Source organism: Streptomyces venezuelae (assembly GCF_008642335.1).
GTDB classification, from domain to species: domain Bacteria; phylum Actinomycetota; class Actinomycetes; order Streptomycetales; family Streptomycetaceae; genus Streptomyces; species Streptomyces venezuelae_F.
On sequence record NZ_CP029191.1, the window covers coordinates 5,659,458 to 5,682,181 of the forward strand.

The 22,724-nt window shown below is 71.8% G+C and carries 16 protein-coding genes; 8 read left to right on the forward strand and 8 right to left on the reverse strand.

All coding sequences use genetic code 11. The features are described from left to right. The first annotated feature begins 17 nt into the window (after nucleotides 1-17). Nucleotides 18-410 carry a hypothetical protein gene (locus DEJ49_RS25735; RefSeq protein ID WP_150186313.1) on the forward strand — a complete coding sequence of 131 codons (393 nt, stop codon included), beginning with the start codon at nucleotides 18-20 and terminating at the stop codon, nucleotides 408-410. 62 nt (nucleotides 411-472) lie between these two features. Here DEJ49_RS25735 and DEJ49_RS25740 read toward each other — a convergent pair whose 3' ends face one another. From DEJ49_RS25740 to DEJ49_RS25760, 5 genes are all read right to left on the reverse strand, one after another. Next, on the reverse strand, nucleotides 473-2,092 hold the full coding sequence (locus DEJ49_RS25740) for a M4 family metallopeptidase (RefSeq protein ID WP_150186314.1): 1,620 nt from the start codon (nucleotides 2,090-2,092) through the stop codon (nucleotides 473-475). 319 nt (nucleotides 2,093-2,411) lie between these two features. After that, nucleotides 2,412-4,484, reverse strand: coding sequence for a M4 family metallopeptidase (locus tag DEJ49_RS25745; protein WP_150186315.1), 2,073 nt, complete (start codon nucleotides 4,482-4,484; stop codon nucleotides 2,412-2,414). A 484-nt stretch (nucleotides 4,485-4,968) separates the two neighbouring features. Next, complete coding sequence (locus DEJ49_RS25750; protein ID WP_223832998.1) at nucleotides 4,969-5,772, reverse strand: PaaI family thioesterase; 804 nt, start codon at nucleotides 5,770-5,772, stop codon at nucleotides 4,969-4,971. Nucleotides 5,773-5,776: 4 nt separating this feature from the next. Continuing rightward, nucleotides 5,777-7,666, reverse strand: coding sequence for an ABC transporter ATP-binding protein (locus DEJ49_RS25755; protein ID WP_150186316.1), 1,890 nt, complete (start codon nucleotides 7,664-7,666; stop codon nucleotides 5,777-5,779). Further along, on the reverse strand, nucleotides 7,663-9,558 hold the full coding sequence (locus DEJ49_RS25760; protein ID WP_150186317.1) for an ABC transporter ATP-binding protein: 1,896 nt from the start codon (nucleotides 9,556-9,558) through the stop codon (nucleotides 7,663-7,665). The genes DEJ49_RS25755 and DEJ49_RS25760 overlap by 4 nt, the downstream gene beginning before the upstream one ends. A 299-nt stretch (nucleotides 9,559-9,857) precedes the next feature. Here DEJ49_RS25760 and DEJ49_RS25765 point away from each other — a divergent pair, with 299 nt between their 5' ends. From DEJ49_RS25765 to DEJ49_RS25785, 5 genes are all read left to right on the forward strand, one after another. Next, a complete protein-coding gene (locus DEJ49_RS25765) occupies nucleotides 9,858-11,318 on the forward strand; it encodes a glycosyltransferase family 39 protein (RefSeq protein ID WP_150186318.1) in 1,461 nt (486 codons plus the stop codon). Between the two features lie 82 nt (nucleotides 11,319-11,400). Next, on the forward strand, nucleotides 11,401-12,303 hold the full coding sequence (locus DEJ49_RS25770; RefSeq protein ID WP_190329447.1) for an ABC transporter ATP-binding protein: 903 nt from the start codon (nucleotides 11,401-11,403) through the stop codon (nucleotides 12,301-12,303). Then, entirely contained in the window at nucleotides 12,300-13,076 is a 777-nt protein-coding gene (locus DEJ49_RS25775) for an ABC transporter permease (protein WP_150186319.1), read from the forward strand. The genes DEJ49_RS25770 and DEJ49_RS25775 overlap by 4 nt, the downstream gene beginning before the upstream one ends. A gap of 68 nt (nucleotides 13,077-13,144) precedes the next feature. After that, the gene (locus DEJ49_RS25780) at nucleotides 13,145-14,362 is read left to right on the forward strand and encodes a sensor histidine kinase (RefSeq protein ID WP_150188477.1); all 1,218 of its coding nucleotides are present in this window, start codon (nucleotides 13,145-13,147) and stop codon (nucleotides 14,360-14,362) included. After that, entirely contained in the window at nucleotides 14,352-14,987 is a 636-nt protein-coding gene (locus tag DEJ49_RS25785) for a response regulator (protein WP_150186320.1), read from the forward strand. The genes DEJ49_RS25780 and DEJ49_RS25785 overlap by 11 nt, the downstream gene beginning before the upstream one ends. Nucleotides 14,988-15,004: 17 nt before the next feature. Here the strand turns inward: DEJ49_RS25785 and DEJ49_RS25790 are convergent, their stop codons facing one another. From DEJ49_RS25790 to glgX, 3 genes are all read right to left on the reverse strand, one after another. Then, a complete protein-coding gene (locus DEJ49_RS25790) occupies nucleotides 15,005-16,396 on the reverse strand; it encodes an alpha-lytic protease prodomain-containing protein (protein WP_150186321.1) in 1,392 nt (463 codons plus the stop codon). Nucleotides 16,397-16,522: 126 nt separating this feature from the next. Continuing rightward, a complete protein-coding gene (locus DEJ49_RS25795) occupies nucleotides 16,523-17,476 on the reverse strand; it encodes a LysR family transcriptional regulator (protein WP_150186322.1) in 954 nt (317 codons plus the stop codon). 90 nt (nucleotides 17,477-17,566) lie between these two features. Further along, a complete protein-coding gene (glgX, locus tag DEJ49_RS25800; protein ID WP_150186323.1) occupies nucleotides 17,567-19,861 on the reverse strand; it encodes a glycogen debranching protein GlgX in 2,295 nt (764 codons plus the stop codon). Between the two features lie 154 nt (nucleotides 19,862-20,015). On the opposite strand from glgX, the gene DEJ49_RS25805 reads away from it, so the two are divergent. Beyond that, nucleotides 20,016-21,218 carry an Ig-like domain-containing protein gene (locus DEJ49_RS25805; RefSeq protein ID WP_223832999.1) on the forward strand — a complete coding sequence of 401 codons (1,203 nt, stop codon included), beginning with the start codon at nucleotides 20,016-20,018 and terminating at the stop codon, nucleotides 21,216-21,218. Nucleotides 21,219-21,429: 211 nt separating this feature from the next. Further along, nucleotides 21,430-22,668: an Ig-like domain-containing protein gene (locus DEJ49_RS25810; RefSeq protein WP_150186324.1), complete on the forward strand. Its 1,239-nt coding sequence runs from the start codon at nucleotides 21,430-21,432 to the stop codon at nucleotides 22,666-22,668. Nucleotides 22,669-22,724: the final 56 nt, after the last annotated feature.

Genomic DNA, 22,724 nt, shown 5'->3' on the forward strand with positions numbered 1-22,724 from the left:
GTTCCGGGCACGCGCGCGTGTCCGCATACCTGCGCGACCCCGACGAGGTGGCGGCCAAGACGGCGGTGGTCGCCCTTGTGGACAAGATCGCGTCTGAAGCGAGCGGTCCCGACGAGTTCCGGCAGTGGGCGGACGAGGTGCTGCCGGAGATCGAACGGCTCCCGGCCGGGGGGAACCGCGACTTCATCCGCCGCCGCATCGACGACTGGCTGCTCTACCTGACCGTCAAGGACGGCCACGTACCGACACCGGACGAGCTCGGCGGGGTCACCGACTGGATGCAGCGCGAGCTCGCCGAGTGGTCGAGGTCGCCGGCCGTGCTCGCCGTGGTCGCCGAGTCGGCCCGTACCAAAAAGACGCGGAACATCGCGAAGAACCGGGCCAACAGCCGGGAGCTCAAGGGGGAGTGAACGGAAAAGCGGCACCCGGGGGGAGGAAGGAACCCCCGGGTGCCGCCCGTCGCGGTGACCGCTTACTTGACCGCGACGCCCGTCCAGGCCGCGCCCACGGCCTTGACCTCGGCCGAGTCCGCGCCGTACAGGTCCGTCGCCGCCTTCAGCGTGCCCTCGCGGGCCGCCTTGTAGTCGGTCGTCGACGTGAAGTAAGCCGTCAGGGCCTTGAACCAGATCTTCTCGGCCTTGTCACGGCCGATGCCCTCGACCTTGGAGCCGTCGGCGGTCGGCGAGTCGTACTTGACGCCGTTGATCTCCTTCGCGCCGCTGCCCTCGGACAGGAGGTAGAAGAAGTGGTTGGCGATGCCCGAGGAGTAGTGGACGTCGACGTTGCCCGCGTCGGTGCTCCAGCTGTCCAGGGACTGGCCGTCCTTGGAGGGCTTGTCCATGTAGCGCAGCGGGGAGCCGTCGCCGTTGATGTCGATCTCTTCGCCGATGAGGTAGTCGCCGATGTCCTCGGGGCTCTTGGCGTTGAACTCGACGGAGGAGCCGAAGATGTCGGAGGTGGCCTCGTTCAGGCCGCCCGACTCACCGCTGTACTCCATGTTGCCGGTCGCCGAGGTGACGCCGTGCGACATCTCGTGGGCCGCGACGTCGATCGAGGTGAGGGGCTTCTTGTTGCCCTCGCCGTCGCCGTACGTCATGCAGAAGCAGCTGTCGTCCCAGAAGGCGTTGACGTACGAGTCGCCGTAGTGGACGCGGGAGGTCGCGCCCTTGCCGTCGCCCTTGATGCCCTCGCGGCCGTGGACGTTCTTGTAGTAGTCCCAGGTGACCTGGGCGCCGTAGGCGGCGTCGACGGCGGCGGTCTGGGCGTCGTCCGGCTTGCCGTTGCCCCACGTGTCGTCGTCGTCCGTGAAGAGCTTGCCCTCGCCCTGGCCGTTCTCCAGGTTGAACGTGGAGTGGCCGCCGCGCGAGTCGTCGGTCAGGTCGAAGCCGTTGCTGCCCTTCTTGGAGCCGATCTCGACCTTGCCGCTGTACTGGCTGTTGCCGGTGCCGTTCTCGATGGCCTGACGCTCGAAGAGCTTCTTGCCGGTCGTGGCGTCGGTGATGACGTGCAGTCTGCTCGGCGTGCCGTCCTTCTGCACACCGGTGACGACGGTTTCGTACGCGAGGACGGGCTTGCCGGAGGCGGCCCAGATCACCTTGCGCGGCGACTGCGCGTCGGCCTTGCCGGTCTTGGCCTTGGCGGCGGTCGACTCGGCCGACTTGGCCACGGCGGACTTGCCGAGCTTCGCGTCGGTGGACGCGACCTTCACCGAGGCCTTGGTGGCCTTGGTGACGCTCTTCACCTTGCCGCTCTTGGCGGTGTGCACGACGAGGTCGCCGCCGAGGACGGGCAGGCCGTCGTAGGTGCGCTCGTAGCGGGTGTGCGTGGTGCCATTGGCGTCCTTGACGACGTCGCGGACGACCAGCTTCTCCTTGGCGCCGAGGCCGATCCTGTCGGCGGTGGCTGCCGTGTCCGCGCTCGCGTCCTGCAGCAGGTCCGCGCGGGCCGTCGACGAGAGGGCGACGGGTGTGCCGGACGCGGAGACGGGCTGCGCGGAGGCGCCGGTGGTGAGACCGGCGGCGAGCAGCGCTCCGGCGGCGACCGCGGTCGAGATCGCCAGCATCGAACGCTTACGGGATATGTGGGGGGTCACGCAGGCTCCTTCTGTGGGGGGCCCGGATGGTGTGGGTGTCCGTCCGGGCATGAAAGATGCGGTGCGGGTGTGACTCATGTGTGGTGCGAGGGAAGAGTGTCATTCGAGCCAGGTACATGTCATCCCTTGATCGCATGTTGGCCGGAAATAGTTCGTTGAGCGGGAGACGAAGTACGCATTGCGAACAGTGTGTGAACGGCACGCGGGCAGCAAAAAGCGCGCCGCCCCGGGGAGTTGAGTCACCCGGGGCGGCGCCGTCTGCAATGGCCTTGAGTGGCCGTACGTGGCCCTACATGGGCTCACGTGGGCTCACGTGGGCTTACGGGAAGGTGACCTTCCAGCTGTTGATGTAGCCCGTGTCCTGCCGCGCCACGTCCTGGACGCGCAGCTTCCAGGTGCCGTTGGCCACCTCGGACGAGGCGTTGACCGTGTAGGTCTCCTTGACGTTGTCCGCCGAGTCGGAGGAACTGGCCGGCTTCAGCGGGTAGACCGTCCCGTCGGGGGCGAGCAGGTCGACCTTCAGGTCACCGCGCCACGTGTGCACGATGTCGACGCCGACCTTGAGGGCGCTCGGCGCGTTGCCGGTGCGGCCGGTGACGTTGATGGACGAGGTCACCGCGGCGCCGGCGTCCGGAATGGCGACGTCCGTGGTGTTCTCGAAGGACGTCCCGGGGGGCTCCTCGCCGCCCGGCCGGCTGCCGACGTTCACGGCCGCCCAGGCGTGGGCGACGGCCTTGTACTCGGTGCTGGTGGTGCCGTACAGCTCACCGGCCGCCGCGAGCGTCCCGGTGCGGGCCGCCGCGTAGTTGGTGGTCGTGGTGAACTTCGTGGTGAGCGCCTTGAACCAGATCAGCGAGGCCTTGTCGCGGCCGATGCCGGTCACCGGCAGGCCGTCGGAGGTCGGCGAGTCGTACTGGACGCCGTTGATCTCCTTCTTGCCGCTGCCCTCGCTCAGCAGGTAGTAGAAGTGGTTGGCGACGCCCGACGAGTAGTGCACGTCGATGTTGCCGATGCCCGAGTACCACGAGTCCTTGGACCCGCCGTCCTTGGAGGGCTTGTCCATGTAGCGCAGCGGGGTGCCGTCGCCGTTGATGTCGATCTTCTCGCCGACGAGGTAGTCGCCCTTGTCCTGCGCGTTGTTGGCGTTGAACTCCACGGCCGCCGCGAAGATGTCGGAGGTGGCCTCGTTCAGGCCGCCGGACTCGCCGCTGTACGTCATGTTGCCGGTCGCGGCCGTCACGCCGTGCGTCATCTCGTGGGCGGCGACGTCGATGGACGTCAGCGGCTTGGAGTTGCCGGAGCCGTCGCCGTACGTCATGCAGAAGCAGGAGTCCTGCCAGAAGGCGTTGACGTAGTTGTTGCCGTAGTGGACGCGGGAGGACGCACCGACACCGTCGCCGCGGATGCCGCTGCGGCCGTGCACGTTCTTGTAGTAGTCCCAGGTGAGCTGCGCGCCGTAGGCGGCGTCCGCGCCCGCGGTCTCCAGGTTCGAGGCCTGCCCGTTGCCCCAGATGTCGTCGGGACCGGAGAAGAGCGTGCCGGTGCCCGACGTGGCGCGGTTCAGGTTGTACGTCTTGTGGTTGCCGCGGCCCGAGTCGGTCAGGTTGTACGTGGAGCCCGACTGGACCGAGCCGACCGTCACCTGGCCGCTGTACTGCGTGTTGCCCGTGCCGTTCTCGACGCCCTGCCACTGGAAGAGCTTCTTGCCGGTGGCGGCGTCCGTGATGACGTGCAGCTCGTTCGGGGTGCCGTCGTGCTGCAGCCCGCCGACCACGGTCTCGTACGCGAGGGTCGGCGTGCCCTTGGCCATCCACACGACCTTGCGCGGCGCCCGGTCCGCGTCGGTCTTCTTCGAGCCCGCGGCCTTCGCCGCGCCGAGCGCCTGCTTCTCGGCGGCCGACGCCTTGATGTCGGCGCTGGTGTCGACGCCCTTGAGCTGCGCCTTCGACGCCTTGGTGACGCTCTCGGTCTTCCCGGACTTCGCGGTGTCGACCACGAGGTCGCCGCCGAGGACGGGCAGGCCGTCGTAGGTGCGCTCGTAGCGGGTGTGGACGGTGCCGTCACGGTCCTTGGAGACGTCGCGGACGACCAGCTTCTCCTTGGCGCCGAGGTTCAGGTCCTCGGCGGTCTCCGCCTTGGTGGCGTTGGCGTCGCGGATGAGCTCCGCGCGCTGGGCGGGGGAGAGCTTGGCGGCCAGGGCGCCGGGGTCGACCTTGCCGAGCTTCTGGGCCGCCGCGGGGCTCGCCTTGACGGCCGGGTCGTCGGCCGAAGCGGGGCCCGCCTGGACGGCCACGGCCAGGAGCGCGGCGACGGCGGAGAGGGCACCGGCGGCGGTCGCACGGGTGCGGACCGAACGAGTGCGGGGGGTGTGTCTGTGGGAGGTGTTTCTCAACACGGACTCCTTCTGCGCGGCCGCGGGGATGCGCGGCCAGAGCTACCGGGCGGTTGGGTCGCCGTCCGGGCAGAGCAAGGCGGAACGCAGAACTGGGCGGTGCACAACGGGTATTGCGTGAAGAGAAACCGTCGCCTTGTTGAAAGTCGTGCGGCGGTCGAGGGGAAGAGTGGCACCAGAGAGCGCCTGTTGTCAGGTGCGCATCAGTAGTTGGCCGGAATCAGTCCGTTGGCCGGTGGCACGCGTTCGCTATCCGGAGTCACGGCCGACAGCCGTCGACGGGCGTCCGAGGAGCGTACGGCGGCTGTAAGTCCGCACGTCATGCTCGCGCCGCGGGACCGTGCGGAACCCTGTTCGAGAGCGGTGCGCGCCACGCCGACCTGCGGCGCATGGCCGTATTTCGTCGGTGGTCCAGTCCTGTGGGCCGCGGGGCGGAGAACGGGAGATATCCCCATCGCCGCCCATTGATCCCCACGGCGGACCGTCAGGTGCCGCGGGTCCCGGGCTCCCGCCGCGGGTCGATCCACAGCGCCTCGCCCACCGCGCACAGCTCGCCCCGGGCCGTCGTCACCGCCGCGCCCATCGTGTGCTTGCGGCCCGCCGACGACATCCGCCACGCGTACGTGATGTGGTCCTCGCCCGCCGCCACGGGCCGCAGCAGGGTCGCCGTGAGCGAGGCCGTGACCGCGCCGGGGCGGAGGCTCCCCGCGTGCACGCCCGCCCAGGCCGTCGGGCAGTCGAGGACGGCCCACAGCATTTCGGCGCGCATCAGTCCCCGCGCGTCCGCGAAGGCGGGGTGCGCCGTCCACGCCGTCGCCACCACGTCACGGCCCGGCACCGGCATGCAGCACTGCCGCAGGCCGCGGCCCGGCGGGCGCGGCCCGCAGCCGAAGCAGTCGACCACGGTTCCGTCCGCGGCGAGCCCCGTCGGCCCCGCCGTGCGGAACGCCTCGGCCGCCGCCGCTGCCCGGTCCCAGGACGGCGGGGCCGGGACGGCGGAGGCGGACAGGTCGGGGACGGGCGTCGCGGTCGCGAGCACGGCGCCTGACCTGCCGCTCAACTTCGCTCCCCCATCCGGGAGTTCGGTCAGCCGAACCGGTTCGGACACCGGCGTCGCCGCCCGGAAGTCCACTCGGACCGTGCCGGCCGGCGCGCGTGCGGCGAGCAGCCCGGCGACGTACCCGCCGAAGGCGACGCCCGGATACCCCTGGTGGCTCGCCGGGACGGTGACCACCTCGCCGGCCCCCGCCGCGCCCGCCCGCATGTCCGTGCTCGTCCCGTCGCTCATGCCGTCAGCCCACCACACTCTCGCGCCACGCCCGGTGCAGCTCCGCGAAGGCACCCGTACCCGCGATGAGTTCCTCGGGCGTGCCGTCCTCCACGATGCGGCCGTGCTCCATGACCAGTACCCGGTCGGCGATCTCCACCGTGGACAGGCGGTGGGCGATGACCACGGCCGTGCGGCCGCGCAGCACCGTGTGCATGGCGCGCTGCACCGCACGCTCGCCGGGGATGTCCAGGGAGCTCGTCGCCTCGTCGAGGATCAGCACCGCCGGGTCGGCGAGCAGGGCGCGGGCGAAGGCGACCAGCTGGCGCTGGCCCGCGGAGATCCGGCCGCCCCGCTTGCGTACGTCCGTGTCGTAGCCGTCCGGGAGCGACACGATGAAGTCGTGGGCGCCGATGGCCTTCGCCGCGCGCTCGATGTCCTCGCGGGTGGCCTCCGGACGGCCGATCGCGATGTTCTCCGCGACGGTCCCGGAGAACAGGAACGCCTCCTGCGTCACCATGACGACCCCGCGCCGCAGCTCGGCGAGGGCGAGTTCGCGCAGGTCGACGCCGTCCAGGAGGACGCCGCCCTCCGTCGGGTCGTAGAAGCGGGCGAGGAGTTTCGCCAGCGTCGACTTGCCCGCGCCCGTGGAGCCGACCACCGCCACGGTCTGCCCGGCGGGCAGCGTGAGGTCGAAGCGGGGCAGGATCTCGCCGCCCGTGCGGTAGGCGAACCGGACGCCCTCGAAGCGGACTTCGCGACCGGGGTGGTCGGTCTCGAGGACCGGCAGCGGGCGGGCGACGGACGGGTCCGGCTCGGGCACGGTCGGGGTCTGGGCGAGCAGTCCCGCGACCTTCTCCAGGGACGCGGCCGCCGACTGGTAGGAGTTGAGGAACATGCCGAGCCGGTCGATCGGGTCGTAAAGGCGCCGCAGATACAGCACGGCAGCGGCCAGCACGCCGAGCGCGAGCCCGCCGTCCGCGACCCGGTGGGCGCCCCACAGCACGATCGCGGCCACCGCGGTGTTGGCGACGAGCCGCGAGCCGACGACATAGCGGGCCATCTCCAGCATCGCGTCGCCGTTGGTCCGCTCGTGCCGGTGGTTGAGCACCCGGAACTCCGCGTCGTTGGCCTGCTCCCTGCGGAAGGCCCGCACCGGCCGGATGCCGTTCATGGTCTCCGCGAACTTCACGATGACGGCGGCGATCGCCGTCGACCGGTTGCGGAACATGACCCCGGCGCGCCGTTGGTAGAGACGGATGAGCAGATACAGCGGGATGAAGGAGGCGACCGCCACCGCACCGAGGCCCAGGTCGAGCCAGAGCAGCATCGCGGAGATGTAGACGAAGGACAGGATGACCGTGAGGAGTTCCTGCAGCCCCTCGCTGAGCAGCTCGCGCAGCGACTCGACGTCGGTGGTGGAGCGGGAGATCAGCCGCCCCGAGGTGTACCGCTCGTGGAAGTCGACGCTGAGCGCCTGCGCGTGCCGGAAGATGCGGCCGCGCAGATCGAGCAGGACGTCCTGGTTGACGCGGGCGGAGGCGATGATGAACGCGTACTGGAGAGCGCCGGACGCGCCCGCGCAGCACAGGTAGCCGACGGCGACGGCGATCAGCGGGCCGTAGTCGTCGGCGCGCACGGCGGGCGCGCCGCGGTCGATGGCATACGCGACGAGCAGCGGTCCCGCCTGCACGACGGCCTGCTGTACGAGGAGCAGCACGGCGGCGAGCACGACGCGGCGGCGCAGCGGTGAGAGCAGCGAGAGCAGCAGGGCGCGGGTGGCGCCCGGCGGAGCGGGCAGCTCGTCCTTGTCGAACGGGTCGTCGGGCTCGGCGGGCGACGCGCCGGGCAGGCCGGGCTCGTCGTCGCCCTCGGGGTCGAAGGGCTTCTCCCGTACGGATGCGGGCACGGTCATCGAGCGGCCTCCTCGGCGGGGGCGGCGGGCGTGGTGGGGGCGGCGGGCGTGCCGGGTGCCGGCGCGGGCGGCGGGTCCGTCGCGTTCTCGGTGCCCGACATCAGCCACGCGTACTCCGCGTTGTCCCGCAGGAGTTCCTGGTGCGTGCCGACCGCGGCGACACGGCCGCCCGAGAGCAGGGCTACCCGGTCGGCGAGCAGCACCGTGGACGGGCGGTGAGCGACGATGAGCGCGGTCGTGTCCGCGAGGACCCTCCGCAGCGCCGCCTCCACGAGCGCCTCCGTGTGGACGTCGAGCGCGGACAGCGGGTCGTCGAGGACGAGGAAGCGGGGGCGGCCCACCACCGCGCGGGCCAGGGCGAGGCGCTGGCGCTGGCCGCCGGAGAGGCTCAGGCCCTGCTCCCCGACCTGCGTGCCGGTGCCCTGCGGCAGGGCGTGCGCGAAGCCGGCCTGCGCCACGTCGAGGGCGCGGGCCAGCGCCGCGTCGCCCGCTTCCTCGTCGGCGCCCATCAGGACGTTCTCGCCGACCGTGGCGGAGAACAGGGTGGGCTCCTCGAAGGCGACGGCCACGAGGGTCCGCAGGTGCGCGCGGTCCATCGCGGTGATGTCCTCGCCGTCGAGGGTGATGCGGCCGCCGGTCACCTCGTGCAGCCGGGGCACCAGCGCGGTGAGCGTGGTCTTGCCGCTGCCGGTCGCGCCGACGAGCGCCATGGTCTCGCCGCGGCGTACGTGGAGATCGACGTGGGAGAGGACGGCGGGGGCGTCGGCCGCGGCGTCCGGATACCTGAACTCGACGTCGTGGAAACGGAGTCCGTCGTGCGAGGAAGAAGAGTCGTCGTCCGACGCGCCCGCGGAGAGTTCCTTCCGGGCAACGGCCCCCGTCCCGCTCTCCGGCTCCGCGTCCATCACCTCGAAGTACCGCTCCGTGGCCGTCGCCGACTCCTGGCTCATCGCGAGAAGGAACCCGATCGACTCCACGGGCCACCGCAACGCGAGCGCCGTCGACAGGAAGGCGACCAGCGTGCCGGCCGAGAGCCCGCCGTCGGCGACCCGCACCGTGCCGAGCACCAGCGCCGCCCCGATGGCGATCTCGGGCAGCGTCACGATCACGGCCCAGATCGCGGCGAGCAGCCGCGCCTTGACCATCTCGGTGCCGCGCAGGGTGTGCGAGAGTTCGCGGAACGCCCGCGCCTGGCTGCGGTGGCGGCCGAAGCCCTTGATGATGCGGATGCCGAGCACGCTCTCCTCGACGACCGTCGTCAGGTCGCCGACCTGGTCCTGCGCCTGCCGCGCCACCGCGGCGTACCGCCCCTCGAAGTACGCCGTCGCGATGACCATCGGCACCACGGGGGCGAGCAGCACGAGCCCGAGCGCGAAGTCCTGCCCCAGCAGGATGATCACGCCGACCACGATCGTCGCCCCGTTGACCAGCAGGAACGTCAGCGGGAAGGCGAGGAACATGCGCAGCAGCATCAGGTCGGTCGTGCCGCGTGAAAGGAGTTGGCCGGACGCCCACCGGTCGTGGAAGGCCACCGGGAGCCGCTGCAGATGGCGGAACAGATCCGCCCGCATCGCCGCCTCCACGCTCGCGAGCGGCCGGGCGACCAGCCACCGCCGCAGCCCGAACAGCAGCGCCTCGGTGACCCCGAGCAGAAGCAGCAGCAGGGCCCCCAGCCACACTCCCGTCGGATCCCGGTCGGCCACCGGGCCGTCCACCATCCACTTCAGCACGAGGGGGAAGACGAGCCCCGTGCAGGAGGCGACGATCGCGACAACCGCCGCGATGATCAGGCGAGTTCGCACCGGGCGCACGTACGGCCAGAGGCGCAGCAATATCCGTACGGCGGACCGATCCTTGGCAGGTTCCTTGGCAGGGGCATCTGATTTCGGCATCAGGAGCGAGCCTACGGATCGCCACTGACAGAGCCCACCGAGTTTTGGACGGTAGGCAGTACTGCGCTGGACCTAGGGCCTGTGTCCAGGTTCGCGGGCACGCCAGGCGGTACGCAAGTGCTACTCCCCGCGGCCGACGCCGGCCCGAAGTCACTCCCGGGACGGAGTCGGTACCTCGTCGCCGCAGGTGACGTCCTTGATCGTGCCGTTGCCTAGCGTGAGAACCGTGATCGCGACCGTCCGGCGGCAGCCCGGTGTCCCGGTCGCCCGCACCCCTTCACGCCGCCCGGAGCTCCGTCATGCCCACGCCCAGATCAGCACTCGGCACGCTCGGGCCCGCCGCCCTCACCCTCCTCCTCGGCTCATGGGGCATCACGCGCGAGGACAGCATGTGGCGCGACGAGGCGGCCACGTGGGAGGCCGCCCACCGGACGCTCCCCGATCTCGCGCACCTCCTTGACCGGATCGATGTCGTGCACGGCGCCTACTACCTGTTCATGCACGGCGTCTTCGCCGTCCTCGGAGACGGCCTCGTCACCCTGCGCCTGCCCTCCGTCCTCGCCATGGCCGGTGCGGCCGCCGCGCTCGCCGCGACCGCCCGCCGACTGGCCGGACCCCGCGCGGGCGTCGCGGCCGGCGTCGCCTTCGCGCTCGTGCCGAGCACCCAGCACTACGCACAGGAGGGACGCCCGTACGCCCTGGTGGTGGCCGCCGTGGCGGTGGCGACGCTGCTCCTCGTGACCCTCGTGGACGGGCGCGGAAAGCCGGGCCCGTCCGGCCACCGCTGGACCGCGTACGCGGCCGCCCTGCTGGTCGCCGCGCTGCTCAACTGGTTCTCGCTGCTCGTACTCCCGGCCCACGCGGCGACCGTCCTCGTCGCGCGCCGTCGCGGCGCCCCCCTGCTGCTTCTGACCCGCTGGCTCACGGCGGCCGCGGTGGTCGTCGCCGGTGCGCTGCCGATCGTCCTCGCCAGCCGCTCCCAGGCCCAACAGATCGCCTGGATACGCCCCTTGACCTGGTCGACCGCACTCGTGCCCCTGCTCCTGCTGGCTGCGGGCGCGCTGTGCGCGGGTCTGCTGAAGCGGCATCCGGCCGCGCGGACCGCAGCGCCCGGCCCCACCGCCGTCTCCCTCGGCCTGCCCCTCCTCGCGGTCCCCCTCGCCGCCTTGCTCCTCGTCTCCCTGGTCAAACCGCTCTACATAGACCGCTACGTCCTCTACACCAACCTCGGCCTCGCCCTGCTCGTCGGCACCGCGCTCGCCGCCCTCGTACGCTCCTGGCGTCCCCTCACCGCGCTCGTCCTGGCCGTCTTCGCCGCCCTGCTGCCGTTCCAGCTCGACCTGCGCACCCCGCAGAGCCGTGTCGACGACGTCCTCGCCCCCGCCGAGACGGTGGCCGGGACCTCGCGGCCGGGCGACGGCGTGCTCTTCATCCCGGCCTGGCGCCGCGACACCGCCGAGGTGTCGCCCGGCTCCTTCGCCGACCTCGACGACCTGGCGCTGGCCGAGAGCCCCGCCGCCTCCGGCTCGCTCCAGGGCACGGAGAAGTCACCCTCGTACATACGCGAAGCGATGCTCCGCAAGCACCGCATCCTGGTCGTCGCGGACGCCGACGACCAACCCGGCGGCGGGCGCGACACCGTCAAGCGCCGGGTCCTGGTCGAGCACTTCACGCGCTGCACGGACATCGAGGTGCGCGGCCGCCGCGTCCAGGGCTACGAGCGGGGCGCGCGCTGCACCGCACCGCCGCCGGGGTCGTAGCCCGGCATCAACCGATCGGCTGATGCCGCTTCGAGCGCGATGGGCGATGCCCGCGCCCCCGCCCACCGGCGATTCTCGACGCATGCCCCTCATCGAAGTGCACGGACTCAGCAAGGCCTACGGCGGACGCACCGTCGTCGACGGTGTCTCCTTCGGCGTCGAGGAGGGCGAGATCTTCGGGATACTCGGGCCGAACGGCGCGGGCAAGACCACCACCGTGGAGTGCGTGGAGGGCCTGCGCGTCCCCGACTCCGGTGTCGTGCGCGTCGCGGGGCTCGACCCCGTCGCCGACCACCAGCGGCTCACGCACGTCCTCGGCGCGCAGCTCCAGCAGAGCGAGCTGCAGCCGAAGCTCACCGTGCGCGAGGCCCTCGAGCTGTACGCCGCGTTCTATGCGGACCCCGCCGACTGGCGGCCCCTCGCCGAACGGCTGCGGCTGACCGACAAGCTCGACAGCCGCTTCGGCAGGCTCTCGGGCGGCCAGAAGCAGCGGCTGTTCATCGCGCTCGCCCTGATCGGGAACCCGAAGGTCGTCGTCCTCGACGAGCTGACCACCGGGCTCGACCCGCGCGCCCGCCGCGACACCTGGGAGCTCATCGAGGACGTGCGCGACCGGGGCGTCACCGTCCTCCTCGTCACCCACTTCATGGAGGAGGCGCAGCGCCTCTGCGACCGCATCGCGGTCATCGACAAGGGCCGCGTCGCCGCCCTCGACTCCCCGGCGGGCCTGATCAGCCGGTCCGCGAGCTCCACCGTCATGTCGTTCACGCCGTCCGCGCCGCTCGACGAGCGCGCCCTCGCGGCCCTGCCCGCCGTCACCTCCGTCCAGGAGCGCGACGGCCGCTACACCCTGAACGGCACCGACGAGACCGTCGACGCCGCCATCACCCTGCTCGCCCGTCGGCACATCACCGCCCACCAACTCCGCGTCGCCGACGCCACCCTGGACGACGCCTTCCTCGACCTGACGGGAGCATCGGCATGACCGCCGTCGCCGCACCGCACACCACCTCCGGCGGAAGCGGCGGATCCGCCGTCCTCAGGGCGGAGTTCCGGCTCTTCCGGCGCGAACCCGGCGCCCTGTTCTGGATCATGGCGTTCCCCACGGTCCTCCTCGTGATCCTCGGCTCCATCCCCTCTTTCCGTGAGCCCGCCGACTCGCTCGGCGGCAGCAGGATGGTCGACGCGTACGTACCCGTCACGGTGCTCCTCGGCCTGATCATGGCGGGGCTGCAGGCCATGCCGCCGCTCATCACCGGCTACCGCGAGCGCGGCATCCTGCGCCGGATGTCCACGACCCCGGTGCGGCCCTCCGCCGTCCTCGGCGCGCAGATGAGCATCCACGGCACGGCCGCCCTCGTCTCCGCGCTGCTCTCCCTGACCGTCGGGCGCCTCGCCTTCGACGTGACCCTGCCGCGCCAGGCCTTCGGATACGTCCTCGCGCTCGTCCTCGCCGTCCTGTGCGGGCTCGCCCTGGGCGCCCTCGTCTCCGCGCTCGCCCGCACCACGAAGGCCGCGACGGCGATCGGCTCCGCCGTCTTCTTCCCGATGATGTTCAGTGCCGGCGTCTGGCTGCCGGTGCAGGCGATGCCCGGCACGCTCGCCCGCGTCGTCGAGTTCGCCCCGCTCGGCGCCGCCTCCCAGGCCCTCGCCGAGGCCGCGGCGGGCGACTGGCCCGGCTGGAGCCACCTGGGCGTACTCGCCCTGTGGACCGCGCTCCTGTCGGCGGGGGCCTCGCGTTGGTTCCGGTGGGAGTGACGGACCACACTGGGCCCGTGAGCAGGAGCACGGCGGACGCGGCGGAACTGATCGAACAGCGCTGGAGCATGTTCCACCGCTGGGGGCCCTACACACTGCTCGCCTTCGGGCTCCTGATGGCCGTCGCCACGAGCGGTGTCGTCGGCATGGACCGCCGCCAGTGGTACGTGGCCGGGGCGCTGGTCGCGGCGGGCGCCGCGCTCCAGCTGTGGTGGGACGCGAAGGTCCGCACCCGCCCAGGACCCTCGTCCGCCTCCGTCCTCTACTACGTCCTGCGCTGGGCCGTCGCCTTCGTCCTCACCTGGCTCAACCCGTTCTTCGCGTTCTACGCCGTCGTCGGCTACTTCGGCACCGAGCGGCTGCTGCCCCCGCGCCTGGTCAAGCTCGGCCTCTTCGCCACCGCCGTCATCATGTCCGGCTCCCAGTCCGGCGGGCTGCCGCCGCGGGGCGAGCTCGGCTGGGTCGTCTTCGGCGGGCTGCTCGCGGTGAACATCGCCCTGCTCATCGTCTTCGCCCACCTCGCCGACCAGGAGGACCGGCGCGCCCGCGACGCCGCCGCCACCATCACCGAGCTGGAACGCACCAACACCGCGCTCCAGCAGGCCATGGACGAGAACGCCGCGCTTCACGCCCAGCTCCTCGTGCAGGCGCGGGAGGCCGGCGTCGCCGACGAGCGGCGCAGGCTCGCCGCCGAGATCCACGACACCATCGCGCAGGGCCTCACCGGGATCATCGCCCAGCTCCAGGTCGTCTCCGGCGCCGACGACGAGAAGCTGGCCCGCGAACACCTGGACCGCGCCGCCGCCCTCGCCCGGCACAGCCTCGGCGAGGCCCGCCGCTCCGTGCACAACCTGTCACCCGCGCCCCTGGAGCACGACCGGCTCCCCGAAGCGCTCGACAAGACGGTCGCCCAGTGGGCCGAACGCACCGGCGTGCGCGCCCATTTCACCGTCACCGGCACCGCCGAACCGCTGCACGAGGAGATCGAGGCGACCCTCCTGCGCATCGTCCAGGAAGCCCTCTCCAACACCGCACGGCACGCGGCAGCGGCCCGCCTCGGAGTGACCCTCTCCTTCATGGACGACGAGGTCACCCTCGACGTACGCGACGACGGCCGCGGCTTCGACCCCCTCGCCCCCGTGGAGCGCACCGGCACCGGCGGGTTCGGCCTCGACGGCATGCGGGCCCGCGCCGAACGCATCGCCGGATCGCTCACCGTGGAGTCGGAGGCGGGCGGCGGCACCGCCGTCTCCGCTCGCGTACCGTTGGTCCGCCATGAGCACTGAAGTGATCACTCTCATCGTCGTGGACGACCATCCCGTCGTCCGCGACGGCCTGCGTGGGATGTTCCGGTCGGCCCCGGGATTCGAGGTGCTCGGCGAGGCGTCGAACGGCGTGGAGGCGGTCGCCCTGACCGCCGAACTCGACCCCGACGTCGTCCTCATGGACCTGCGCATGCCGGGCGGCGGCGGTGTCGACGCGATCACCGAGCTCACCCGTCGCGGCGCCCGCGCCCGCGTCCTGGTCCTCACCACGTACGACACCGACTCCGACACGCTCCCCGCGATCGAGGCGGGCGCCACCGGCTACCTGCTCAAGGACGCGCCGCGCGACGAGCTGTTCACCGCGGTCCGCGCCGCCGCCGAAGGCCACACCGTCCTGTCGCCCGCCGTCGCGTCCCGCCTCGTCTCACGCGTGCGTGCCCCCGGCAACGAACCGCTGAGCTCCCGTGAGAGGGAAGTGCTCGCGCTCGTCGCCAGGGGCAGGTCGAACCGTGAGATCGCCGCGGAACTCTTCATCAGCGAGGCCACGGTCAAGACGCATCTCACCCACATCTACGGCAAGCTCGGCGTCAAGGACCGTGCCGCGGCCGTCGCGACGGCGTACGACCGCGGCATCCTCGGCGCCTGACCGGCAGGCCCGCGGAGCTACGCCTGCTGCCAGAGCGCCGGCGTGCTCGGCGGCTCCCAGCCCTGCTGCGCCTGGTGGCCCTGGAGGCAGCGGTACGTGGCGCCGCCGTAGGTCACCGTGTCGCCCGCGGCGTACACCTTGCCCGCCGCCCAGGTACCGCCCGGCTCCGGCTCACCGGGACCCGGGTCCTCACCGCCGCCGGTGGTCTTCAGCGTCAGGCCGAACCGCTGCAGCAGCGGGTTGATCGGCTGGTGGTACGTCGTACCGCCGCTGGAGCAGTTGCCCGAGCCGCCCGAGGTGACACCCTGCGCCTGGCTGCCCGATATGTAGGAGCCGCCCGAGTCGCCCGGCTCGGCGCAGACCGTCGTCCGCGTCACGCCGCTGATGGTGCCCTCGGGGTAGGTGACGCTCGTGTTGTGCTGCGAGACGGTGCCGCAGTGCCACCCCGTAGTGGAGCCCGACCGGCAGATCGACGCACCCACCGGGGACTGTGTCGAGCCCCCGACGCCGACCCGCTGGCCGCCCTGGCCCTTCACGTACGGGGTGGCGGTCCACTGCGTGTTCGTGGCGACCCAGGCCATGTCGTTCCCGGGGAACACGGACGCCTGGAACGAGCCCTGGGCCACCTGGTTGTAGCCGGTGGTCGCGGTGCCCGCGCGCCCGCAGTGACCGGCCGTGGCGAAGCCCTGCTGAGTGCCCTTGGTGACCGGGAAGCCGATGGAGCAGCGGCCGCCGCCCATGTAGTACGCCTCGCCGCCCACCAGGTCGTACAGCGGCCGCGGCCGCTCCGTGGTCCGCTCCACGCGTACGAGGGAGGCGTCCACGCCCGCCGCCTCGACGAGGGACTTCGCGGCGGACGTCTTCACGGCCCGCACGACGACCGCGTTGGAGCGCACGTCGACGTACCAGACCGGCGCGTCACGCGTCGCCGTCTTCTTCGCCGCGCGGTCCAGGCGTGCCTTGGCCGCGTCCAGCTGCGCGACCGAGTGGCCGACGACCTCGGCCCGCGCGCCCCGCGCCTCGATCCTGGAGACGTCGGCGGCGTCGGTGGTCGCCACGGTGAGCTTCGCGGAGGTGGCGCCGTGCACCCAGGCGCCCGCGAAATCACGGCCGAGCGCGTTCCGCAGGGCTCCCGCGACGGCGCCGGCCTCGGCCTCGTTGACCAGACGGGCCTCGGCCTGCGCCGACGTGAGGCCGAGGTCGCGCTGCATGGCCTTCAAGACTCCGGGAGAGGTCTTGCCGACGGCGGCGCTCTCGGCGGGGGAGAGCCGGGAGGAGGGGGAAGCGGGGGAAGCGGAGGAGGAGGGGGAGGCGGACGCGGCGCCGGGCAGACCGGCGAGGACCAGCGCACCGGCCGCGGTGACGGCGGCACACGCGGCGGCGACACGTCTGTGATGGGTGGGGAGCATACGAGGTCTCCTCGATGTGCAAGGACGAGCGGGGATCGCCCACACGGTAGAACTCTCAACAGCCCCCGAGGAGCTGTCATCCGACCCCGTACGCCGACGTTATGGACCGCCGGGGAACGCGTCGTGTCACGGAGACGGCGGCGACGGCGCCGACAGCCACGCCGTATAGCTCTCGCTGCGCGCCGCCGCCTCCGCGTGCGCCGCCCGCGCCTGCGCGAAGACCGCCGCCGCCGTGTCGTGGGCGGGCGCCGCGGGATGCCAGCCCAGCAGGTGCCGCCAGAACAGCGGCGCCCCCACCAGCGGCCTGGTCACGAGCCCCGGCGTCGGCGGGAACGTCGCCCGGCAGAGCCCCACCGCCCGCCCCACCTGCACCAGATGCACGCACGAGGCGACATCCGTCTCGTACACCCGCGACGGCGTGAACCCCGCCCGCGCGCACGCCGCCGAGAAACAGTCGGCGAAACAGCCGTCGCCCGGCACGTCCGTCCACGCCTCGTCCGCGAGCCGCGCCAGGTCGATCTCCTGGACGTCGGCCAGCGGATGGGAGGTCGGCAGCATCACGAAGACGGGGTCACGGGCCACCTCGCGCCACACGAGGAGTTCGTTCTCCGGCGGCGCGCTCGCCCCGCACGTACCGACCAGCGCGAAGTCCAGTCGGCCCGCCGCCGTACGGGACGCGATCTCCCGCTCCGACCACGACGTGTGCGTCGACACCGGCACCCCCGGGTACGCCGCGGCGAGCCGGTCCACCAGCGCCCCGAGCAGCGGCCCGTGGATGCCGCCGAGCCTGAACCCCGCCCCGCCCTCCCACGCCCGCACGAACCGCTGGGCCTCCTCGCGCAGCCCGCTCACCGCGGGCAGGACCACCCGGGCCCGCGCGAGCACGAACTCGCCGAGCGCCGTGGCCCGCACCCCGTACTGCCCGCGCTCGAAGAGCGGGCCGCCCAGGGCGCGCTCGATCCTCTTCAACTGCGCGCTCAGGGCGGGCTGGGCGAGCCCGAGCGCGGTGGCGGCCTTGGTCAGGCTGCCCGCGTCGGCGATCGCCCGGATCGTCTTGAGGTGCCGCAACTCCAGGTCCATAAGGCGAGCTTGGGGTCACCCAAGAGCAGGGGCAAGACTCAGGTCCGGACCAAGCGCGCGCATATGCGCGCACCCGCGACGGGACCGGCGTCAGGTCGTCACCCGCAGCAGCATCACCGACCTCCCCGGCACCGTCACCGTCTCGCCCGCCCGGTGCACCGTGCCGGGCGGCGCGTCCTGCTCCTCCAGGGACGTGTCCACCACGACCTCGTACGCCTCCGCCCACGGCGGACCCGGCAGCACGAACGCCGTCGGCTCCCCGTCCGCGTGCAGCACCGCCAGGAAACTCTCGTCGACGACCGGCGCGCCCCGCGCGTCCCGGCCCGGTATGTCGCGCCCCGACAGGTACATGCCGAGCGTCGCCCTCGGCGCGTACCAGTCCGCCTCCGTCATCTCCCCGCCGCCCGCCGTGAACCACGCCAGGTCCCGCAGCCCGTCCGCGGAGTGCGCGCGCCCCGAGAAGAACGCCCGCCTGCGCAGCACCGGATGGCGGTGCCGCAGCGCGATGAGGCGGGACGTCAGCGCGAACAGCTCCCGCCAGCCCGGCTCCTCCCTGAGCTTCCAGTCGACCCAGCTGATCTCGTTGTCCTGGCAGTACGCGTTGTTCGAGCCGCCCTGCGTGCGGCCCATCTCGTCGCCCGCCACCAGCATCGGCACCCCGGTGGACAGCAGCAGCGTCGTCATCAGGTTGCGCAGCTGACGCCGGCGCAGCGCCGTGATGTCCGCGTCGTCGGTCTCGCCCTCGGCGCCGCAGTTCCACGCCCGGTTGTCGTCGGACCCGTCCCGGTTGCCCTCGCCGTTGGCCTCGTTGTGCTTGCGCTCGTAACTCACCAGGTCCCGCAGCGTGAAACCGTCGTGCGCCGTCACGAAGTTCACCGACGCGTACGGCCTGCGCCCGCCCCACGCGTACAGATCGCTCGACCCCGACAGCCGGTACCCCAGATCCCGTACGTCCGGCAGTGCACCCCGCCAGAAGTCCCGCACCGCACCCCGGTAGCGGTCGTTCCACTCCGTCCACAGCGGCGGGAACGCCCCCACCTGATAACCGCCGGACCCCACGTCCCACGGCTCGGCGATCAGCTTCACGCGCCGCAGCACCGGATCCTGCGCGATCACCGCGAGGAACGGCGACAGCATGTCGACGTCGTGGAAGGAGCGCGCCAGCGCCGCCGCCAGATCGAACCGGAACCCGTCCACCCCCATCTCCGACACCCAGTACCGCAGCGAGTCGGTGATCAGGCGCAGCACGTGCGGCTGGACGACCTGCAGCGTGTTCCCGCAGCCCGTGTAGTCCGCGTACCTGCGCGCGTCGTTCTGCTGCAGCCGGTAGTAGCCGCGGTTGTCGATGCCCTTGAGGGACAGCATCGGGCCGAGCTCCCCGGCCTCCGCCGTGTGGTTGTAGACCACGTCGAGGATCACCTCGATCCCGGCCTCGTGCAGCGCCCGCACCATCCGCCGGAACTCGCCGACCTGCTCGCCGCGCGTCCCGGACGCCGCGTAGGCCGCGTGCGGCGCGAAGTAGCCGATCGAGTTGTAGCCCCAGTAGTTGCGCAGACCCCGCCGCAGCAGATGGTCCTCGTGCGCGAACTGGTGCACGGGAAGCAGCTCGACCGCCGTCACCCCGAGCCGTACGAGATGGTCGAGCGCGGCCGGGTGCGCCAACCCCGCGTACGTACCGCGCAGTTCCTCCGGCACCCCTGGATGGAGCTTCGTGAAGCCGCGCACGTGCAGTTCGTAGATGACCGAGTCCGCCCACGGCGTCTTCGGCCTGCGGTCGTCGGTCCACTCGTCGTCCGGCGCGTCGTCGTGCACGACCACGCCCTTGGGGACGTACGGCGCCGAGTCGCGGTCGTCGCGGACCGTGTCCGCCACATGCTGCTGCGGCCAGTCCCGCACATGCCCGTACACCTCGGCGGGCAGCGATCCGTAGTCGAGACCGGGGCCGCCGTCCACCGCCCGCGCATACGGATCCAGAAGCAGCTTCGCCGGGTTCCAGCGGGCGCCCGTCCACGGGTCCCAGCGGCCGTGCACGCGGTAGCCGTACCGCTGCCCCGGCCGCACGCCCGGCACGAAGCCGTGCCATATCTCGTGCGTCAGCTCGGTCAGCGGACAGCGCGTCTCCACCTGCCCGTCGTCGAACAGACAGAGCTCCACCGCCTCCGCCCCGCCCGCCCACAGCGCGAAGTTGGTGCCCGCGACCCCGTCGGGCCCGACCCGGAAGCGCGCCCCGAGCGGCGTCGGCGCCCCCGGCCACACGGGCCGCGTCGGCGCGGCACGCGGCGCCGCCCTTCTGCTCCCGTTCACCGTCGGCGCGGGCCGCTCCGTCGTGCCGCGCCCCACCGCCCGCGCCTGCTGCACTGCGTCCTGCTCGGGTGCGCTCGCCACCTGTCGGCCTCCCGCGGCTCCGTCGGGCGACGCGCGAAGAAGGGCGTGCGGCGTCCCGGCCGCGGCTCCCCATACGTCGTCCTCCCCATGGTTCTGCCCACCGCACGCGTCGCACTCACGTTTCCCCGGCAGGGGGACGGTCGTTGGGACCCACGTGAGACAGGATGCGAGGCGCGCACGGCGCGCAGGGGCCGCACTGGCCGCGGTACTGACATGGGCGGGGCTGCTGGCGGGCTGCTCCTCCGACGGGGTCGACGGGCTGATGGGGAAGCCCCGCTCCCCGGCGGACGCGATCCGGGTGTCACCCGACGACGACAGCAAGGGGGTCAAGGCGGACGAACGCCTGGAGGTGACGGTCCCCGACGGCCGCCTGGAGTCGGTGAAGGTCGTCCGGACGCAGGACGCGCAGGAGTTCGATGTACCCGGCCGCATCGACGAGGACGGCATGACGTGGCGCCCCCTCGACCGCGGACCGCTCGCGCTCGCCGCCACGTACGAGGTCGACGCCGTCGCCATGGACGGCCACGGCCGCCGCTCCGCCCGGCACACCACCTTCCGCACGTACGTCCCCGACGAGCGCTTCATCGGATACGTGGCGCCGGAGAACCGCGCCACCGTCGGCACCGGCATGATCGTCTCCCTGGAGTTCAACCGGGAGGTCGAGAACCGCGAGGCCGTCCAGCGCGCCATCCACGTCACCGCGCACCCGGACGTCGACATCCGCCCGCACTGGTTCGGCAAGAGCCGCGTGGACTTCCGCCCGGAGAAGTACTGGAAGCCCGGCACGAAGGTCACCGTCGGCCTGCGCCTGCGCGACGTGCAGGCCGCCCCCGGCGTCTACGGCCTCCAGGACAAGAGCTTCACGTTCACCGTCGGCCGCGACCAGCAGTCCCTGGTCGACGCCGCCGAGCACACCATGGAGGTGCGCAGGGACGGCGAGCTGGTCTCCACCGTGCCGATCACCGCGGGCGCCCCCAAGACCACCACGTACAACGGGAAGATGGTGGTGACGGAGATGCTGGAGGTGACCCGCATGAACAGCCGCACCGTCGGCTTCGGCGGCGAGTACGACATCCCCGACGTCCCGCACGCCATGCGCCTCACGACCTCCGGCACCTTCCTGCACGGCAACTACTGGTCCCCGGACGCTCCCGGCAACACCAATGTCAGCCACGGCTGCGTGGGCCTGCGCGATGTGAAGGGCGGCAGCTCACGGACGCCGGCGGGCTGGTTCTTCGACCGGAGCCTCATCGGGGACGTCGTCGAAGTGATCAACAGCAATGACAAAAAAGTCGCTCCTGACAACGGCCTCGGCGGCTGGAACATGGAATGGAAGGACTGGGTGAAGAACGCCTGATCCGCCGGGTGATCGCCAGGTGTCCGGCTCGGAACCACCAGGTGATCTTGGTCTGCCCGCACCCTCGGCGCAGTTGGAACTGAACGGTGACATTGGCGGGGACTTTTCGCCGGGAACCGTGTGGTTATCTATCGCTGGCGCGTGTCCGAAACGCGCAGGTGCACTGGGGTGCGGGCCTGGGGGATCAGGCCGTGCGAGGGGAGACGAGATCGTGAACGGGCGACCGATATCGGGGACGTCGGTTGGCGCGCGCGTGCGCGTGCGGCGGCGGGGCGCCAGAACTCTGACGGCGGCGGTGTCCGGGGCGACGCTGCTGTTCGTCGCGGCCTGCGGCGGGGGTTCGGACGCGGGCGACGGCGACGGCAAGGCCGGGGCGGACAAGAACGCCCCTTCGGCGGCGGTCGTCACCATAGCCCCCAAGGACGGCGCGGACGCGGTGGCCACCAGCGGCGCCCTGAAGATAGCCGCCGCCAAGGGCAAGTTGTCCGAGGTCAAGGTGGAGGACAACAAGGGGAATCCGGTCCCCGGCAAGATCACGTCGGGCGGGACCAGCTGGACGCCGGCCCACCACCTCGCGGCCGCCACCAAGTACAAGGTCCACGCCGTGGCCAAGGACTCCGAGGGCAGGGCCTCCGCCAAGGACACCGTCTTCACGACGCTGACCCCGAAGAACACCTTCATCGGCCAGTTCACTCCGGAGGACGGCTCGAAGGTCGGCGTCGGAATGCCGTTCTCGGTCAACTTCACGCGCGGCATCACCGACCCGGACGCGGTCGAGAAGGCCATCCAGATCAAGACCGAGCCGTCCGTGCCGGTCGAGGGCCACTGGTTCGGCAACGACCGCCTGGACTTCCGCCCTGAGAAGTACTGGAAGGCCGGCACGAAGGTCACCGTCAAGCTCAACCTCGACGGCGTCGAGGGCCGCCCGGGGGTCTACGGCAAGCAGAACAAGACGCTGGACTTCACCATCGGCCGCAGCCAGGTCTCCACCGTCGACGCCAAGACGCACCACATGAAGGTCGTCCGCGACGGCAAGCAGATCAAGAAGATCCCGATCACGGCGGGCGCCCCCGGCACCACCACGTACAACGGCGAGATGGTCATCAGTGAGAAGCTGCAGGTGACCCGGATGAACGGCGAGACCGTCGGCTTCGGCGGCGAGTACGACATCAAGGACGTCCCGCACGCCATGCGCCTGTCCACCTCCGGCACGTTCCTGCACGGCAACTACTGGTCGGGCGGCGCCTTCGGCAACACCAACGCCAGCCACGGCTGCATAGGCCTGAGCGACGTGCGCGGCGGCTACAGCAAGAAGACGCCCGCCGGATGGTTCTTCGACAACTCGCTCATCGGTGATGTCGTCATCGTGAAGAACTCCGCGGACAAGAAGATCCAGCCCGACAACGGCCTCAACGGCTGGAACATGTCGTGGGAGGAGTGGAAGGCGTAAGCCTCCCCGCGGGCGCGAGCCCGCCTCCTCCGTACCGGGCCCGGCGCACTGTGACC

Coding starts and splice junctions, on each gene's coding strand:
- DEJ49_RS25785 (WP_150186320.1), top strand. CDS start 14,352: ATGAGCACTGAAGTGATCACTCTCATCGTCGTGGACGACCATCCCGTC.
- DEJ49_RS25760 (WP_150186317.1), bottom strand. CDS start 9,558: ATGCCGAAATCAGATGCCCCTGCCAAGGAACCTGCCAAGGATCGGTCC.
- DEJ49_RS25765 (WP_150186318.1), top strand. CDS start 9,858: ATGCCCACGCCCAGATCAGCACTCGGCACGCTCGGGCCCGCCGCCCTC.
- DEJ49_RS25795 (WP_150186322.1), bottom strand. CDS start 17,476: ATGGACCTGGAGTTGCGGCACCTCAAGACGATCCGGGCGATCGCCGAC.
- DEJ49_RS25780 (WP_150188477.1), top strand. CDS start 13,145: ATGTTCCACCGCTGGGGGCCCTACACACTGCTCGCCTTCGGGCTCCTG.
- DEJ49_RS25755 (WP_150186316.1), bottom strand. CDS start 7,666: ATGACCGTGCCCGCATCCGTACGGGAGAAGCCCTTCGACCCCGAGGGC.
- DEJ49_RS25790 (WP_150186321.1), bottom strand. CDS start 16,396: ATGCTCCCCACCCATCACAGACGTGTCGCCGCCGCGTGTGCCGCCGTC.
- DEJ49_RS25770 (WP_190329447.1), top strand. CDS start 11,401: ATGCCCCTCATCGAAGTGCACGGACTCAGCAAGGCCTACGGCGGACGC.
- DEJ49_RS25775 (WP_150186319.1), top strand. CDS start 12,300: ATGACCGCCGTCGCCGCACCGCACACCACCTCCGGCGGAAGCGGCGGA.
- DEJ49_RS25750 (WP_223832998.1), bottom strand. CDS start 5,772: ATGAGCGACGGGACGAGCACGGACATGCGGGCGGGCGCGGCGGGGGCC.